This is a genomic window from Mycolicibacterium flavescens, assembly GCF_001722335.1.
Lineage (GTDB): Bacteria > Actinomycetota > Actinomycetes > Mycobacteriales > Mycobacteriaceae > Mycobacterium > Mycobacterium flavescens.
The window spans coordinates 1-16,427 of sequence record NZ_MIHA01000005.1; the positions used below are offsets into that span (position 1 = coordinate 1).

The 16,427-nt window shown below is 70.3% G+C and carries 14 protein-coding genes; 7 read left to right on the forward strand and 7 right to left on the reverse strand.

All coding sequences use genetic code 11. The annotated features are described in order from the left end of the window. Positions 1-146: 146 nt before the first annotated feature. The 3 genes from eccB to BHQ18_RS07910 form a co-directional block, all read right to left on the reverse strand. Positions 147-1,511: a type VII secretion protein EccB gene (gene eccB / locus BHQ18_RS07900; protein ID WP_069413056.1), complete on the reverse strand. Its 1,365-nt coding sequence runs from the start codon at positions 1,509-1,511 to the stop codon at positions 147-149. Between the two features lie 63 nt (positions 1,512-1,574). Next, positions 1,575-2,627 (reverse strand): polyprenyl synthetase family protein, encoded by a 1,053-nt coding sequence (locus BHQ18_RS07905; RefSeq protein ID WP_069413317.1) that lies wholly within the window; start codon positions 2,625-2,627, stop codon positions 1,575-1,577. Beyond that, a complete protein-coding gene (locus tag BHQ18_RS07910) occupies positions 2,624-3,241 on the reverse strand; it encodes a hypothetical protein (RefSeq protein ID WP_069413057.1) in 618 nt (205 codons plus the stop codon). Before BHQ18_RS07910 ends, BHQ18_RS07905 begins: the two co-directional genes overlap by 4 nt. Positions 3,242-3,334: 93 nt before the next feature. Between BHQ18_RS07910 and BHQ18_RS07915 the strand changes: the two genes are divergently transcribed. The 4 genes from BHQ18_RS07915 to BHQ18_RS07930 are packed head-to-tail and all read left to right on the forward strand — an operon-like array spanning position 3,335 to position 10,432. Further along, on the forward strand, positions 3,335-4,687 hold the full coding sequence (locus BHQ18_RS07915) for a hypothetical protein (protein WP_069413058.1): 1,353 nt from the start codon (positions 3,335-3,337) through the stop codon (positions 4,685-4,687). After that, on the forward strand, positions 4,684-5,193 hold the full coding sequence (locus BHQ18_RS07920; protein ID WP_069413059.1) for a hypothetical protein: 510 nt from the start codon (positions 4,684-4,686) through the stop codon (positions 5,191-5,193). Before BHQ18_RS07915 ends, BHQ18_RS07920 begins: the two co-directional genes overlap by 4 nt. Further along, positions 5,190-8,390 (forward strand): ATP-binding protein, encoded by a 3,201-nt coding sequence (locus BHQ18_RS07925; RefSeq protein WP_069413060.1) that lies wholly within the window; start codon positions 5,190-5,192, stop codon positions 8,388-8,390. Before BHQ18_RS07920 ends, BHQ18_RS07925 begins: the two co-directional genes overlap by 4 nt. Continuing rightward, complete coding sequence (locus BHQ18_RS07930) at positions 8,387-10,432, forward strand: FAD-dependent oxidoreductase (protein ID WP_069413061.1); 2,046 nt, start codon at positions 8,387-8,389, stop codon at positions 10,430-10,432. The genes BHQ18_RS07925 and BHQ18_RS07930 overlap by 4 nt, the downstream gene beginning before the upstream one ends. On the opposite strand, the gene BHQ18_RS07935 is transcribed toward BHQ18_RS07930, so the two are convergent. After that, complete coding sequence (locus tag BHQ18_RS07935) at positions 10,429-10,983, reverse strand: CGNR zinc finger domain-containing protein (protein WP_069413062.1); 555 nt, start codon at positions 10,981-10,983, stop codon at positions 10,429-10,431. The two genes, BHQ18_RS07930 and BHQ18_RS07935, sit on opposite strands and share 4 nt — an antisense overlap. Positions 10,984-11,061: 78 nt before the next feature. Here BHQ18_RS07935 and BHQ18_RS07940 point away from each other — a divergent pair, with 78 nt between their 5' ends. The 3 genes from BHQ18_RS07940 (at position 11,062) to BHQ18_RS07950 (ending at position 13,664) form a co-directional block, all read left to right on the forward strand. After that, on the forward strand, positions 11,062-12,093 hold the full coding sequence (locus BHQ18_RS07940) for an EamA family transporter (protein ID WP_069413318.1): 1,032 nt from the start codon (positions 11,062-11,064) through the stop codon (positions 12,091-12,093). 33 nt (positions 12,094-12,126) lie between these two features. Beyond that, positions 12,127-12,861, forward strand: a complete 735-nt coding sequence (locus BHQ18_RS07945) for a cutinase family protein (RefSeq protein ID WP_372516649.1) — start codon at positions 12,127-12,129, stop codon at positions 12,859-12,861. Positions 12,862-12,968: 107 nt separating this feature from the next. Further along, complete coding sequence (locus BHQ18_RS07950; protein WP_372516648.1) at positions 12,969-13,664, forward strand: cutinase family protein; 696 nt, start codon at positions 12,969-12,971, stop codon at positions 13,662-13,664. 55 nt (positions 13,665-13,719) lie between these two features. Here the strand turns inward: BHQ18_RS07950 and truA are convergent, their stop codons facing one another. From truA to BHQ18_RS07965, 3 genes are all read right to left on the reverse strand, one after another. Next, positions 13,720-14,616 carry a tRNA pseudouridine(38-40) synthase TruA gene (gene truA, locus BHQ18_RS07955; protein ID WP_069413064.1) on the reverse strand — a complete coding sequence of 299 codons (897 nt, stop codon included), beginning with the start codon at positions 14,614-14,616 and terminating at the stop codon, positions 13,720-13,722. After that, the gene (gene rplQ, locus BHQ18_RS07960) at positions 14,600-15,202 is read right to left on the reverse strand and encodes a 50S ribosomal protein L17 (RefSeq protein ID WP_069413065.1); all 603 of its coding nucleotides are present in this window, start codon (positions 15,200-15,202) and stop codon (positions 14,600-14,602) included. The genes truA and rplQ overlap by 17 nt, the downstream gene beginning before the upstream one ends. A 72-nt stretch (positions 15,203-15,274) precedes the next feature. Beyond that, a complete protein-coding gene (locus BHQ18_RS07965) occupies positions 15,275-16,339 on the reverse strand; it encodes a DNA-directed RNA polymerase subunit alpha (protein ID WP_069413066.1) in 1,065 nt (354 codons plus the stop codon). Positions 16,340-16,427 lie beyond the last annotated feature (88 nt).

Sequence of the window (16,427 nt, forward strand, 5' to 3'; positions counted from 1 at the left end):
AGCCCGCTGCGGATACCGGACCTCTGACCACGGTGTCGCCCCCTCCGGCGGCGCCGATCGACCGCCGACCCGCGGAGGTGGCGATCCGCGGCGCGGCGGCCTGCGTGATCCTGGCGGTCCTGGGGATCGGGCTGACCGCGCGCCGGTCAGGACGGAAGGCTGTCGCGGGCGACTGACGCCTCCTGCACGCTCAACTCGGGCCCGCGGGGCAACCGCGCGAGCAGCGGCCACGGGGCGGGCACCGGGTCACCGGTCAGCCCGAGACGCGTGGCGGCGTCCGGGTCGCGCAGCCCGTACACCACACCGGCGTCGCTGACGAGGTACAGCGGCCCGCCGTGGGCGCCGTCACCGGTGACACCGGCGGCCCGCACGAAAGCGTTGCGTCCGTGGGTAAGTGCGAACGCGTCGACCGCCGGCCCCTCCGCGTCGGCCTGCGCCAGACGGGTGACGTCACGGGTCGGCAGCGCGTCAGCGACGCTGACCGCGTGCTCGACGGACGCTGACCCCGACGACCGCCACCGCACGCAGATCACCGCGCCCTCGTCCAGCCCCGCGGACTGCGGGAAGCCGGCGACGGCGAGATCGTCGACGACCGGCACCGCGCCGATCGCCGCGGGTTCGACCGTCACGATGTCGCGCTCGCCGTGCGATCGGGTGAACCGGATCAGGTCGGCGGCCACCTCCCCGACCCGCTGAACACCGGAGGCGAGCACCACGTACAGGTCGACGGCACCCGCGCGGGGGACCCGCAGCACCGTGCCGACCGCGAACCCGTGCAGCGTTGCCGGCCCCGCGGTGCCGGCGTCGGGGACGGCCGGCGCGGTGATCTGCGCGGCCTCGGGCACGGTGTCGAGCAGCGTCCGCGACACCGGCCGCGGTTCGACGCCGTCGAGTTTGAGCGCCCGCACCACGGCGGGGCTGCGCAGGTCCACCCGGGCCCGGCGGCCGTCGTACAGCAGGTAGGTTTCGGCCGCGCCCGCATCGCGCGGCGCGACCAGGACGCTCCCCGCGGATGTCGCTTCCGCCGCCCCCACGAAGACGGTCGTCGACGCGGCGTCTTCGCAGATCTGCCAACTGGATTCGCCCGCGGACAACGGCGCGGCAGACACGTCCGGGGCGCCGGGTATGCCGACCGCGGGGCCGCGGGACGCGGTCTCGACGGCCTGCCTGCTGACCAGTCGCGGCACCGCGGGCGTCCCGACGATCAGCCGGGCCGAGGCCAGGTTCGGCACCGGGTGCAGGGTGTCGTCGACGCGCACGTACAGCGCTCCGGAGTCACGCACCATGACGACCGGCGCGTCGCCGAGCGCACCGCGCGGCTTCAGGTACGCCAGCACCGCGCACACGCCGATCGCGATCGCCGCGAGCACACATCCGACAGTCAGCGAGATCGACTGTGCGCGCAGCGGATCGTCGTGCATGCGGACGTCCCCGCGTACCAGCGCGTGCGTCATCCGCCGGATCAGAAACCGCTGCCCGCTGATCTGCAGTTTGCTTGAGTTCTCGGCCATCGCTCCCCCACGGCAAGCCTAGAACGCCGGGCGGCAGCGTCTGGTCACCAAATCCGCTTGAGGTCAGCGCCAGCGTGCCCACACGTACGGCACGAGGGCACGCAGGAAATCCAGGTCCGGCCCGGGCCGGGCGTCGGCGAACGCCTGCTCGAAGTACTCCTGGGCGACCGACAGAATGCCCTCGGCGTATTCGCTGGTGAACCGGATGCTGCCGTAGCGGTCCAGCAGCGCGCGGACGGTGGCCACGGTCTCGGGCGTGCGTTGCGCCCGCGTCTGGTGCAGATAGTCGAGGACAAACTCGCGGTCGGCGGTGTCGGCCTCCGAGAGCAGGTGCACGAGCGGCAGCGTCCGCTTGCCTTCGTAAAGATCCCCGAGGATCTCCTTGCCGTAGGTCCGTTCGTCGCCGACGAGGTTCAACAGGTCGTCGCGGATCTGGAACGCCGCGCCGAAATGGAACCCGAACCGCACGAGCGGCCCCAGCTCGGCGGCGCCGCGCGAACCGACCAGCGCCCCCACCCGCAGCGGGTGAATCGTGGTGTACCAGCAGGTCTTGTGCAGGATCAGGTCGAGGTAGTCACCGGGGCCCAGCCCGTCGACGTTGTCGAGTTGCCACCCGACCTCGGTGGCCTGCCCCTCCAGGGTGCGCAGCGCCATGGTGTCGAACTCGACCCACACCGACTCGGCGAGGTCGCTGTCCATCCCCCTGGTGGCGCGCCGCAGCACCTGCCCGGCCACGATCGCCAGCCCGTCGCCGGCGTTCAACGCCGCTGCCAAACCGTGGCTGGCGGCCAGAGTCGGTCTGCCGCGGCGCATTTCGCTGCCGTCGGCGACGTCGTCGTGCACGAGGAAAGCGTTGTGCAACAACTCGATGGCCACCGCGACGCCCAACAATTCGTCGGGTCCGGCGCCGAATGCGCGCCCCGCGGACAGACACAGTGCCGGGCGCAGAGCTTTACCCGGCCGCGACGGGTACTCCCGCATCGGCCCGTACAACCACTGCACCGGTTCCCCGTCGGGCAGCGCGTCGAGCATCGACCGCCGGATCACCTTGCCGACACCCCGGAGCCGGTCCTCGACCGTCGCAATGAGTTCCGCGCGGTCAGCGGTGGCCGTCATGACGCGGGCGCCGAAACCGTCAGCGCCGCGGGCAGCCACAGATCCGGATGATCCTGCGCCAACACCACGCCGCGGTACGGGCCCGGCGAATACCCCTCGGCGACAGCGATGGTGACGACGACACCGCGGCTGCAGCGCGGCGGCATCGGCACCGCCGGCGGGTCGAAGCTCACTTGCTCTCCGGCGAGCACCGCGCCGGTGTGGCTGACGAGATCACCGCAGAGCAGCCGGATCTCGCCCCGGTCGGTGTCGGTCCGGTTGTGCAGCCACACCTCGGTGCTGGCCACGCCGGGACTGCCGGCGCTCAGGCGCACCACGTCCGTGGCGTCCCCGCCGGCATCCCCGCCGGCTAAGTCCAGGTCCGCACGCGCGCCGGTCCCGTTCGGCGGCACCGGAACCAGCTGACCGATCAGCGTCCACCAGGACCGGACCAGCGACTCGTAATCGACGGTCCCGTCGCCGGTGCCGGCAGTGCCCGTGGCGCCGACGAACCGGTCCATGAGCTGGCTCGCCGCCCGGAAACCCTCCGCCTGGATCGCGCTCAGCGCCCGCGCATTGGCCGCCGGATCGAAAACCGACGCCCACGGCACGTCGCCCAGGTAGCCATCGCTCACCGACCTGTTCCCCCCTCGTTCAGCGCGCGAATAACGCGCACCCACCCGCGCAGCACCGTATGCTAGCTGCGCAGACGCCTAAAAGGGGGCACTATGGCGACGCTTCCCAACCTGCTGGCGCTCTACGGCGCGCTCGACCCGGCGGAGTCGACGTCCAACGAGCCTGAAGCGGCCGAGGTGGCCGCCCGATATCTGCCTGCCACCGAAGGCCGCGGCGGCTGGTACCGCAGCATCGTCGACTTCTTCGCACCCCGCAACGAGGCGGTGTTCCCCGACGTCGACAGGGCGCTGGAGTCCATCGCGGACAGCACCGACGAGGGCGCAGACGCGCTGACCATCCCGCAGACCGCGCGGCTGGTCTACGTCCTCGGCGCGCTGAGCCATCACCCTGACTACGCGCCGCGGGTCGAGGAACGCGAGGGCCTGTTCGCCCGCGTGCTGGCGCTGGCCGGGCCGGAGGGGCGCGAGACGCCGGTCGAGGTCGGTTACGGGCTGCAGCAGCACCTGTTCGACGAATTCGACGGCTTCGCCGACTGGGCCCACGTCACCCGCACCGCGGTCCGGATGGGGCTGCTCGAGGCGAAGATCGCTGCCGTGTCGCCGTGCCGGGCGAGCGTGCAGACCGTCCGCGGCTACCGGTGCGCCGTGATCGACACGGTCTCGGTCCGGCCGGACATCACGCTGACCAACCTGAAGAACGTCATCGATCCACTGAACTGGCCGATGAACTCCCCGGAGTTGTTCTGCGGCATGGACAAACAGAAACCGTTCGAAGTGAACGGCTGGCGACGGGTGCTGGAGTCCGTGAGCCTGGGCTGCTCGCTGGGACTCGAACGGCTCGTCACCCCGCTGAAGTACTACAACAGCGATGTGAGCGCGACGAAGTCCTTCGTCGTGTACGAACTCGACAAGGGCCCCAAAGACGGTGACGGGCGCGTGAAGGTCGACCAGGGCTTCATCAAGATGGAGGCGCTCAAACCCGGGGTGCGGGTGCGCACCAAGAAGATCGTGCACATCACGCCGCTGAGCCCGGAAGCGCAGGTGGTGCTGGTCTGCGCCTCCGGATACGCCGCGATGGCCGACGAGATGATGTTCGGCAACGCCGACGACACACCGGCCGACGCCGTGAAATGGAAGCCGTCCAAGCCCGGGTCCGGCCAAACCGAATCTCCGGCAACCGATTCACCGACACCACCGCAGCCGGGACTCGTGTCGATCACGGTCGACATGTGGGAGAAGTGCGCCAAGGACATGACGGCGAAGAACACCGAACTGTCCTCGAAGTGGCTGGCCAACAAGCTGACCGTCGAGGACCTGATCGGCTACACCCAGTACGTCGGCGCCGACCTCGCCAGCGCGCCCTGGCGCTACCTCAAGGCGCTCAGCCAGGTACCGGTGCCGGGAACTCCGCCCGAGCCCCCCGGCGACGGGAGCAGCGCATCATGACCGACCCGCACGCCCACCTCGGGCAGAGTCTCGCGATCGCGCAGGGTCTGGTCGACCAGGCCGGTGCGCTGGCCCGCGACGCCGCAAGCAAGATCGACGCCGGCGAGTTCTCGCTCGACGACCGGATCAAGGTCGCGCACCGGATGTTCGAACTGTGGGTGTTGGGCGGGGCGGCGCTCGCCCAGTCCGCGCTCGCCGGCCCGATCGCCTGCGCGACGGGCCAGGCGCTGCCCGAGCCGTCGGACCCGATCGAGATCGCCAAACGACCCTACGACCGCACCATCTCGGTGGCCACGTCGTTTCGGCAGACCTCCGATCCCACCGTGGTGATACCGCACTTCCTGCTGCGCTTCACGCCCGTGACGCTGCCCGCCAACGCCGGCCAGTTCCAGATCGGTCTGCTCGACTCGAACTTCAGCGGCTCGGTCTTCGAAGGTGTCGTACGGCTCAAAGGCACGGCGGCCGGCGCGGGTGAAGACCTCGTCAAGGTGATCACCGAGCTGTGAACCCGGCCCCGCGCCCGGCGATCGACGAACTTCTGGACCGGGCTCTGCAGGCGGTCAACCAGGGTGACCGCGAGACCGCGACCGCACTCGCCGGCCAGGTCCTCGCGGTCGACCGCGGCAATCAGGACGCCGAGGACCTGCTGGCCGCCCCAGCCGACGGCGGCGAGATGCGGCGCCTGACAATCATGTTCGCCGACCTCGTCGACTCGACCGCGCTGTCCACCCGTGTCGAACCCGAGGTGTACCGCACCGTGGTCGGCAGCTATCGCCAGCAGGTCACGCGGATCATCGACTCCTACGAAGGTCACCTGTGCTCCACCAAGGGCGACGGGCTGCTCGCGGTGTTCGGGCACCCGAAGCCGCACGAGAACGACGTGCACCGGGCCGTGCTGGCCGGGCTCGACATCACCCGCGTCACCGCCAAACTGAGCCAACAGGTGCGTCGCCGCTTCGATTTCGACATCGCCGTGCGGGTCGGGATTCACCGCGGCATCGTGTATCTCGATCTGGCTCAGGACGACGTCTACGGCCTCGGCGCGAACCTGACGGCGCGGGTGTCCGGGCTGGCCCCGCCGAACACCGTTGCGGTGTCCGGTGTTCTCGAGCCTCTGCTGCACAACCGGTTCGAGCTGGCCTCACGTCCGCCGCAGAGCGTCAAAGGAATCGACGCGCCCGTCGAACACTTCACCGTCGTGGACGAACGCCCGGTCCCCACCCACACCTACACCGGTCCGCTGGTCGGACGCGAACACGAACTGCGTTCGCTGCGTGTGCGCTGGGATCAGGCGGTCGCAGGCACCCTACCCGTCTCCGGGCTCGCGTTCACCGGGGAACCCGGCATCGGGAAGAGCCGGCTCGCCAGCGCCGCGGCCGAACAGGCCGAACGCTCCGGCGGGGTGGTCCTGTCGCTGTTCGGGTCGCCGTTCCACACCACCGTCGGGCTGCACCCGATCCGAACGCTGCTCGAATCACGCTGCGGCATCACCCGTCTCACACCACAGACCGAACGGCTGCGGCTGCTGGAAGCCGAACTGCAGGACCTCGGCCTGCACAGCGACGTCATGGTCCCGCTGCTGGCGCCGGTGCTCGGCATCGCCGAAGAGCATGGCTACCAACGCCTCCCGGCGTCGGGCACCCGCCTCTACGACCAGATCTCCGACGGTATCCGCGACTACCTGCTGGCCTGCCTCGGTCAGCGCCCGGGCCTGCTGCTCGCCGAGGACGTGCACTGGTTCGACCCGTCCAGCCTCGATCTGCTCGACACGCTGCTCGGTGCGGGCGTGCCCACCCTGCTCGTCGTGATGACGGCACGCCCGCAGGCGAAACTCCCCGGCAACGGCAATACCGAGGTGTTCGAACTCGACGCGCTCACCGCGGCGCAGGCCGACGAGTTGATCGGCGGCCTGCGGCCCGACCTAAACCCGGCCGACCGCGCCGATATCCGGCGCCGCTGCGACGGGATCCCGCTGTACCTCGAAGAGGTCGTCGCGGGCGCGGGCCGCGACCCGGTGACCGGACCGCCGGCCAGGCACGTCCCGGATGCGTTGTACGAGCCCCTGTTCGCCCGGCTGCGGGCCAGCGCCAACGCGGTACCCGTCGCGCAGGCCGCCGCCGTCATCGGTCGCGACGTCGATCGCGGCCTGCTGCACGCCGTCCTCGACCTGCGCGCCGACGACCTCGACCACGTGGTGGCCGAGCTCGAGGAGGCCCAGGTCCTCCACGCCGTCGACGACGGGCACTGGCGCTTCCGCCACGAACTGCTGCGCGAGGTCGCCTACGAACTGGCACCTCCGAGCGTCCGCCGCGCCCTGCACGGACGCGTCGCCGATGCGCTGGTCGAAGCCTCACGCGTCGGCATCCCGGACTGGGGCGTGGTGGCCATGCACTACGCCGAAGCGCAGCGACACGGCGAGGCGGCGACCGCCGCCCAGCACGCCGCCGCCGACGCCCGTCGTCGCGGTGCCCTCACCGAGGCGCGCACCCATCTCACGCTGGCCCTCGAGCAGCTCGACCGGCTGCCTGCCGGTTCGACGCGCAACCACCAGGAGGTCAACGTCCGGCTGTACCGCGGCTTCCTCGCCGCGGCGGCCACCGGTCACACCAGCATCGAAGCGGCCGCCGACTTCGAGCGCTGCCTCGAACTGATCGGCACCGACGTGAGCCTGCCGCTGTACGCCACGCTCAGCGCCCTGTGGAGCTACTACACGGCGCGCGGCGACCTCACCCGCGCAACCCAATTGGCCGACTCCCTGCGCAAGCGCATCGACCGGATGCGGGCCTCCGGCCATCCGGTCAACGAGGCCAGCTTCGGGACGTTGGCCTGGCTGCGCGGCGATTTCGTCGAGGCCCGCAACGTCTTGGAGGAGACGGCCGCCAAACTGCTCGATCTGGCCGCCCCCGACATCGAGGCGCGCTCGTTCGCGCCCAACGACCCCATCGCCTCGACCCACACCTACGTGGCGTTGACCCGGTTCGTGCAGGGTGATCTGGTGGGCGCCGAGGCCGCGCTCGACCACACCGAGAACCGTTGCGCTGAGCTGAGTTTCCCGCACGGACCGTTCAGCCTCTGCTACGGCCGGTCGCTGGAGACCTGGATCCGCACAGAGGCGGGCCAACTCGACCGCGCCGCCGAACTCGCCGTCGAACTGGGGGCGCTCGGCCGCAAGTACGGATTCGACGAATGGGTGATGGTGGCGGCCACCCAGCAGGCCACCGTTGCCGCGCTCACCGCGCTCGCCGAGGGGGCGGACGCAGCCGTGTTGGGCGTCCACGCCAAGACCATGACCGCGTTCGTCGAGGGTTGGCGCGCCGCCGAACTGAGGGTGTTCCTGATGTGCTACGACGCCGTGCTGGCGCGGGTGCTGCACGCGCTGGGCCGGGCCGACGACGCCCGTCGCCGCATCGGCACCGCGCTGTGCCTGGCCGAGGACACCGGCATGCACTTCTACGACGCCGAACTGCTGCGGGTGCGGGCCGTCGTCTCCGACACCGCCGGCACGCGCAGGACCGGATTGCGGGAGGCCGCCGAGCGCGCTCGAGGGCAGTGTGCCCACATCTTCGAGATCCGTATCGCCGCAGAGCAGTTCGCGCTGACAGGCGGGCCGGCCGCCCGCGCTGAACTCAGCGCAGCACTCAAGCATGTCCCGCCCGATCAGACCTGGCCCGAGGTCGAGCGGGCGCGGAACCTGCTCGCGTGAGCCGCCGTCGACGCCGGGTCGCGATCCTCGGCGGAGGGATGGCCGGGCTCAGCGCGGCGTGGCGCTTGAGCGAACCCGGCTGGCACGACCGTTTCGAGTCGATCACGGTCTATCAGCGGGGCTGGCGCCTGGGCGGCAAGGCCGCGTCCAGCAGGGGCCGCAGCGGCCGCATCGAGGAACACGGCCTGCACGTCTGGCTCGGCTCCTACGACAACGCGTTCGCGGTCCTGCGGGAGTGCTACGCCGAACTCGACCGCGCGAGGACCGACCCGTCCGCGCCCGTCCAGCAGTGGGATCAGGCCCTGATCCCGGCGGACAACCTCGCGATGGCCGAGCGGTGGGGCGACGACTGGCGGCTCTGGTTCGGCCGGTTCACCCGCAACGACGACTCCCCCGGGGCGCCCGACACGACGGGCCGAGAGGTCACCGTCGTCGGATTCGCCCGGCGGGCACTGCAACTCGTGCTCGACTACGCCGCCTCCCTGCAGGAACCGGCCCTGGTGCTGAGCACGTCGCCGCGACCACCGTCACCGGTGGCCGACGGGCTGCGCAGCGCCGCCGTGGCTGCGCTCGCCGCGCTCACCGGCCCGCGACAGGGTACTTCCGCGACCGGGCCCGTCGAGGCCGTCCTGGCGGCGGTGCGCCGCGCCCTCGATCACGAGCGCAGCCCCGAGCGCCGCCGCATCTGGCAACTGCTCTCCTTGCTGACCGCGACGACCCGCGGCCTGCTCACCGACTGCCTGCTGACCGATCCCACCGGGTTCCGCGCCATCAACGACGAGGACTTCCGCGAGTGGATCCTGCGTCACGGCGCACACCCCGACGTCGTCGACTTCCCACTCGTGCGGGGCATGTACGACATGGTCTTCGGATACCGCGACGGTGACCGCCACCGGCCGGCGTTCAGCGCCGGGCTCGCCGTATTCCTCACCGGCGTCATGCTTTTCCAGTACCGGGGCGCGGTGTTCTGGAAGATGACCGCGGGCATGGGCGACGTCGTGATCGCGCCGATGTATCAGGCGCTGCAGCGGCGGGGAGTGACCTTCGAGTTCTTCCACCGCCTCGACGCACTGCACCTCGACGAGCACCACCACGCCGTCGAAAGCGTCACGATGGGCCGCCAGGTCGACCTCGCCGACGGACGCACCACCTACGAACCCCTGACCAGGGTCGGCGGCCTGCCCGTGTTCCCGGACCGACCGTTGGCCGAGCAGGTCGTACCCCGGTCCGGCCTGGACACGCTGGAGTCCCACTTCGGTGACCGCGACGACGCCGAACGCCGAATCCTGCGCCGCGGCGTCGACTTCGACGACATCGTGCTGGCCGTGTCGCTCGGCATGGTCGATGTCGTGGCTCGCGAACTGGTCGAGGACCGGGCGGAGTGGCGCGAGATGACCGGGCAGATCGGCACCGTCGCCACCCAGGCGTTCCAGATCTGGCTGCGCCCCGACGAACCGGCGCTGGGCTGGCACCACCCCGCCGTCACCACCAGCGGCTACCGCCCGCCGTTCGACACCTGGGCCTCGATGCAGCAGACCCTGTGGTCCGAGAACTGGCCCGCCGCCGAGCAACCCGGCGCCGTCGGCTACTTCTGCGGGCCGTTCGACGCCGAGTGGCCGACCACCGCAACCCACGACGACTATGTGCGCCGGTGCCGCGAGCGCGTGACCGCCGCCGCCGTCGAGCACCTCGACCGCAACGTCGGGCTGTTCCTGCCCGGCGCGGTGACCGAAGCCGGCTTCGACTGGGGGCTGCTGTGCGGGGTCGACGGTCACCGCGGCGCCGAAGCCCTTGCCACCCAACATCTCACCGCGAACATCGACCCGTCGGACCGCTACGTGCAGTCGTTGCCCGGGACCGACCGCTACCGGCTGCGCCCCGACGAGAGCGGTTACGACAACCTGGTGCTCGCCGGCGACTGGACGGACTGCGGCATCAACGCCGGCTGTATCGAAGCTGCGGTGATGTCGGGCCTGGAAGCGGCCAACGCGCTGCTCGGGCGCAGCCGGTTCCACCGCATCCGCGGCTTCTGGCTGCCCTAACCGCCCTGCGCCCGGCGTTCGCGGTAGGCCGCCACATGCTGGCGGTTGCCGCAGTTGCCGGTGTCGCAGAATTTGCCGGACCGGTTGCGCGACAGGTCCACCAGCACCGCCTCGCAGTCGGCGGCCGCGCACGTCTTGAGCCGGCGCAGTTCTCCGATGCGGATCAGGTCGGCCAGCGCCATCGCCATCTCCGCGCCCATCCGCTGCCACAGCGGGTCGTGCACCGACGCGAGGTGCAGGTGCCACTCGGGCATCTCCGGGTGCCGCGTCAACCACGGCGATGCCTTGGTGTCGCTGAGCAACGCGTTGACCTGTTCGACGGCGCGTTCCTCGTCGTCGGCGACCGCCCAGATCTTGCCCAGCCGCGCCCGCAACCGGTGCACCGACTCGAGCTCGGCGTCGTCGCGGTCGCGGCGGCCGGTCCAGCCGAAACCGTCGAGGTAGGTGTTCAGCGACGGCATGTCGCCGAGGCGTTCGCCGTCGACCCGGTTGCTGTTGATCAGCACACAGGCGGCCCGCAACGTGAGCTCGGTGTCATGACTGAAAAGCATTTGACTCATGACGCCTCTCGTCGCTACTGTCAGGATCAAATCCCATTTTACTCATTACATCGTCCGGAGGTGCAGTTCATGGCCGTTCAGGATGCCGGTACGCGGGCGGCGGCCGACCACTTCCGGCTCGGGCTGGCGCTCGCGCTGGCCTCGGCGCTGGCGTTCGGCTGCTCGGGGCCGTTCGCCAAGGCGCTGATGGGCGCGGGGTGGAGCCCCACCGCGGCGGTCCTCGCCCGGTTGGCCGGCGGCGCGCTGGTGATGGCCGTCGTCGCGACCGCCATCCGGCGGGACTGGATCCGCCACGCGCTGCGCCACCCCGGCACCGTGGTGGCCTACGGCGCGATCCCGATCGCGGGAGCGCAGCTGTTCTACTACAACGCCGTCGCGCACCTGTCGGTCGGCGTGGCTCTGCTGCTGGAGTACACCGCGCCGATCCTGGTCGTCGGGTGGGTGTGGGCCACCAGCCGCCGGCGCCCGACCACGCTGACGCTGGCCGGCGTGGCCGCCGCGATCGCCGGGATGATGCTGGTGCTCGACGTGTTCGCCGGTGCGCACATCAACCTCGTCGGCGTCGCGTGGGGTCTGGCCGCCGCGGTGTGCGCGGCCTGCTACTTCGTGATGTCGGCCAAGGCGGGCAGCCACTCCGGCAGCGACGGGGTCGATCCGATCACGCTGTCGGCGGCCGGCCTGATCGTCGGCTCCGGGGTGGTCGCGCTGCTCGGCGTCTCCGGCGTGATGCCGCTGACCTTCACCGCCAACGACACCGTCGTCGCCGGCCGTACGGTGTCGTGGATCGTCCCGGTGATCGCGCTCGGCGTCATCGCCACCGCGATCGCCTACACGCTCGGAATCATGGGCATCGCGCGGCTGCGCCCCCGGTTCGCGTCGCTGGTCGGGCTGTCGGAAGTGATGTTCGCGGTGCTGGCGGCCTGGCTGCTGGTGGGCGAGGCCATCACCGCGACCCAGGCGGTCGGCGGGCTGGTGGTGCTGGCCGGTCTCGCGTTGGCGCGGGCCGGTGACCGGTCCGAGGCCGTCGGCGAGGCCACCTGGCCGGACGCTCCGGTCGTCGATCCCGAAGCGGACCCGGAACCGGAAAAAGCCAGCTGTTAGCCGACAGCCGCCCCGGTATGTGAATATGTGCGCGTGACTTTGCTGCGTGAGACCGCCCGGCGGGTGGCCGTCGTGGCCGCCGCCGCCGCCGTCCTTCTCGGCGGTGCACCGACGGCCGGCGCCCAGCCCGGTCCCCCGCCCGGGCCCATCGGTCCGGGCTATGACCCCGGCCCGGTGGCGGCGCCGGTGCAGGCGCCCCAGTCGTCGTCGTGCTCGGACATCGAGGTGATCTTCGCCCGCGGCACCGACGACACCCCCGGCCTCGGCACCCCAGGTACCGCGTTCGTCAACGCGCTGCGCGGCATGGTCGGCGGACGCAGCCTCACCTCCTATGCGGTGAACTACCCCGCGTCCTACGACTTCCTCGCCGCGGCCGACGGTGCCGCCGACGCCACCAACCGCATCGCGATGATGGCGCAGCAGTGTCCGTCGACGCGTCTGGTTCTCGGCGGGTACTCGCAGGGCGCCGCGGTGATGGACATGCTCGCCGGCGTCCCGCCGCTGGGCAACAAGATCGGATCGATCGGGTCGGCGCCGCCGCTGCCTGGCAGCCTGGTTCCCAACGTCGCGGCCGTAGCGGTGTTCGGCAACCCCGCAGCAAAGTTCAGCAACCCGATTACCCGCTCGGTCTTCGCCGGCCGGGCCATCGATCTGTGCAAGGACGGTGACCCGATCTGCTCGCGGGGCCGTAACCCGTTCGCGCACAACGACTATGTGACCTCCGGTTTGGTACAGCAGGCGGCGAGTTTCGTCGCCGGCCTGGTGTGAACTGCGCCGCTGCCCGCCGGGTTCAGTGGCCGAACACACGGTAGCGACGTTCGCGCATAGCGAATTATCCTGCCGCCGCGTTGATTAGTTCCGTTAAGATCGGCGGGGTGCAAACCGATCTTGTTCGCTGTTGGGTCCGTCGGGGGATGCTGCTCGCCGGTGCGGTGGTGCTCGCGGTCGCGGGACTGGTCACACCGGCCGTGGCAACCGGTCCCGGCGCGTTACCCGTCGCCGCCGCGCAGTCCTGCCCGCAGGCCGAGCTCATCTTCGCCCGCGGCCGCACCGAAGCGCCCGGCGCAGGGGTCATCGGCAACGCGCTGATCAGCGCGGTCCGCAGCAAGACCGACAAGAACGTCAGCCTCTACTCGGTGTCCTATCCGGCCGACTACGAGATCGACATCGGCGCCAACGACATGAGCGGCCGCATCCAGGACATGGCCGGCCGCTGCCCCGACACCCGCTTGGTGCTCGGCGGGTACTCGCTGGGCGCCGCGGTCACCGACGTCGTGCTGGCCGCGCCGATCGCGGCGTTCGGCTTCGACAGGCCGCTGCCGCCGGGCATGGACCGGCACATCGCCGCGGTCACGCTGTTCGGCAACGGCATCGCGTGGGTCGGTCCGATCACGAACTTCAACCCGCTCTACAGCGAGCGCACCCTCGAGCTCTGCCATGGCGCCGACCCGATCTGCAGCCCCGCCGACCCCAAAACGTGGGAGGGCAACTGGGGCGACCACGCGGCGCGGGCGTACATCAACGCCGGTATGGTCAATCAGGCCGCAGACTTCATCGTCGGCCGCATCTGACCCACTGCGGTTTCGGTGCGCTTCCGATCGCTGGCCGACTGGTAGCGCACCCGAATCACTTCTCGACGATCCGCAGATCGCGCGTCACCAGCGTCCGGGCCTGCAACTGGTCGTCGGCCGGATAGTCCACGCCGACGAGCGTCAGGCCCTGCGGCGGGGCGGCGGCGAATTCACTGGAACGCCGCTGCGCCTGCAATAGTCCCGCGCACCAGGCCGGGTCGCGGCGGTGCTCGCCGACCGCCAGCAGCGCGCCCACCAGCGAGCGCACCATCGCCCAGCAGAACGCGTCGGCGCTCACCGACGCGGTGACCCGGTCACCGTCTCGCGACCAGTCCAGCCGCTGCAGTTCGCGGATGGTGGTTGCGCCCTCACGATGCCGACAGAACGCGGCGAAATTGTGCAGCCCCAACAACTCCCGCGACGCGGCGGCCATGGCGTCCACGTCGAGCGGACGCGGCCACGGCGTGACGTACCGGGCCTCCTGCGGTTCGACGCCGTACGGCGCCGTCGACAGCCGGTACACGTAGTGCCGTCGCAGCGCCGAGAACCGGGCGTCGAAACCCGCCGCCGCACGCGCGATGCTCAGCACGCGCACATCCTGCGGCAGGAACCGTCCAAGTCGTCGCACCAGCGGCAGGAATTCGGTGTCCCCGGCGCGCACGGTTCGCGGATACGCGTTCGGCAAGGCGTCGGCCGGAACGTCGACGTGCGCGACCTGTCCTGTCGCGTGCACGCCCGAATCGGTGCGGCCCGCCCCGCGCACCTGCACCGGCGTGCGGAACACGGTCGTCAGCGCCTCGTCGATCAACCCGGCCACCGTGCGCTGCCCGGTCTGGGTGGCCCAACCGGCGAATTCGGTGCCGTCGTAGGCGATGTCGAGCCGAAGACGAACATGCCCGCCACCGGATCCGATGGCGGGCATGTTCATCGACGTGTCAGGACTTGTCGTCATCCTTGTCGGCCTCGTCAGCCGAAGCCTCCTGGGCCGGGGCCTCGTCAGCCGAAGCCTCCTGGGCCTCGCTCGATTCGGCCTTGGCCTCCTCGACCGACTCCTCCTCGGTCGGCCCCTCGGCCGCCTCGGGCTCGACCGCCGCCTGCGGCGCGGACGCCGCAGCCACCGGCCGCTCGGTCTTCTGCGCACCGGCGGCACGCCTTGCGCGGTTGGCCTCCGAGGTCACCGTCTTCTCCCGCACCAGCTCGATGACAGCCATCGGGGCGTTGTCGCCCTTGCGGTTCTCGACCTTGATGATGCGGGTGTAGCCGCCCTCGCGGTCGGCGAAGAACGGACCGATCTCGGCGAACAGCGTGTGCACGATGTCCTTGTCGCGGATCTTCTTCATCACCTCACGCCGGTTGTGCAGCGTGCCCTTCTTGGCGTGCGTGATGAGCTTTTCCGCATAGGGCCGCAACGCCCGCGCCTTCGGCTCGGTGGTCTTGATGCGGCCGTGCTCGAAGAGCGCGGTGGCCAGGTTGGCCAGCAGCGCCTTCTGATGAGCGGACCCGCCGCCGAGGCGAGGACCCTTGGTGGGCTTGGGCATTGCGACTATCTCCTATGTGGGGCCGACCCCCGTATCAGGTAGGGCCGGGACGGACGGTTGGGAAAGTTCCCGTTAGAGCTGTTCGGTTTCGGCGTAGTCCTGGTTGTCGTCGGCCTCGTAGCCCGAGTCGTAACCGGCGTCGCTGTTCCACGTGCCGGTCGCGACGTCGTAGCCGGCGACCTCTGACGGATCGAACGTGGCCGGGCTGTCCTTGAGCGACAGACCGAGCTGATGCAGCTTGATCTTGACCTCATCGATGGACTTCTGGCCGAAGTTGCGGATGTCCAGCAGATCGGACTCCGTGCGGGCGACGAGCTCGCCCACCGTGTGCACACCCTCGCGCTTGAGGCAGTTGTACGACCGCACCGTCAGGTCCAGATCGTCGATCGGCAGCGCGAAGCTGGCGATGTGATCGGCCTCGGCCGGCGACGGGCCGATCTCGATGCCCTCGGCTTCGACGTTGAGTTCGCGTGCCAGACCGAACAATTCGACCAGGGTCTTACCGGCCGACGCCAAGGCGTCGCGCGGGGTGATCGAGTTCTTGGTCTCGACGTCGAGGATCAGCTTGTCGAAGTCGGTGCGCTGCTCGACGCGGGTCGCCTCCACCTTGTAGGTGACCTTGAGCACCGGCGAGTAGATCGAGTCGACCGGGATGCGGCCGATCTCGGCGCCCGACGCCTTGTTCTGCACGGCCGGCACGTAGCCGCGGCCGCGCTCGACGACGAGCTCGACCTCGAGCTTGCCCTTGTCGTTGAGGGTGGCGATGTGCATCTCGGGGTTGTGCACCGTCACGCCGGCGGGCGGAACGATGTCACCCGCGGTGACCTCGCCGGGGCCCTGCTTGCGCAGGTACATGGTGACCGGCTCGTCCTCCTCGGACGACACGACCAGACCCTTGAGGTTCAAGATGATGTCGGTGACGTCTTCCTTGACGCCCGGCACAGTCGTGAACTCGTGCAGCACACCGTCGATGCGGATGCTGGTGACCGCCGCGCCCGGGATGGACGACAGCAGCGTGCGCCGAAGCGAATTGCCAAGGGTGTAACCGAAACCCGGCTCCAGCGGTTCGATGACGAACTGCGACCGGTTCTCTGCCTTGACCTCTTCGGACAGGGTGGGGCGCTGAGAAATCAGCATTTCTTCTTCTCTCCTTTTGACGTCCGCTATATGACGTCGTCGGGGGGTGCTCGGGGGCGGGAGCCCCCGAGTTCTACTTCGGGGGTGC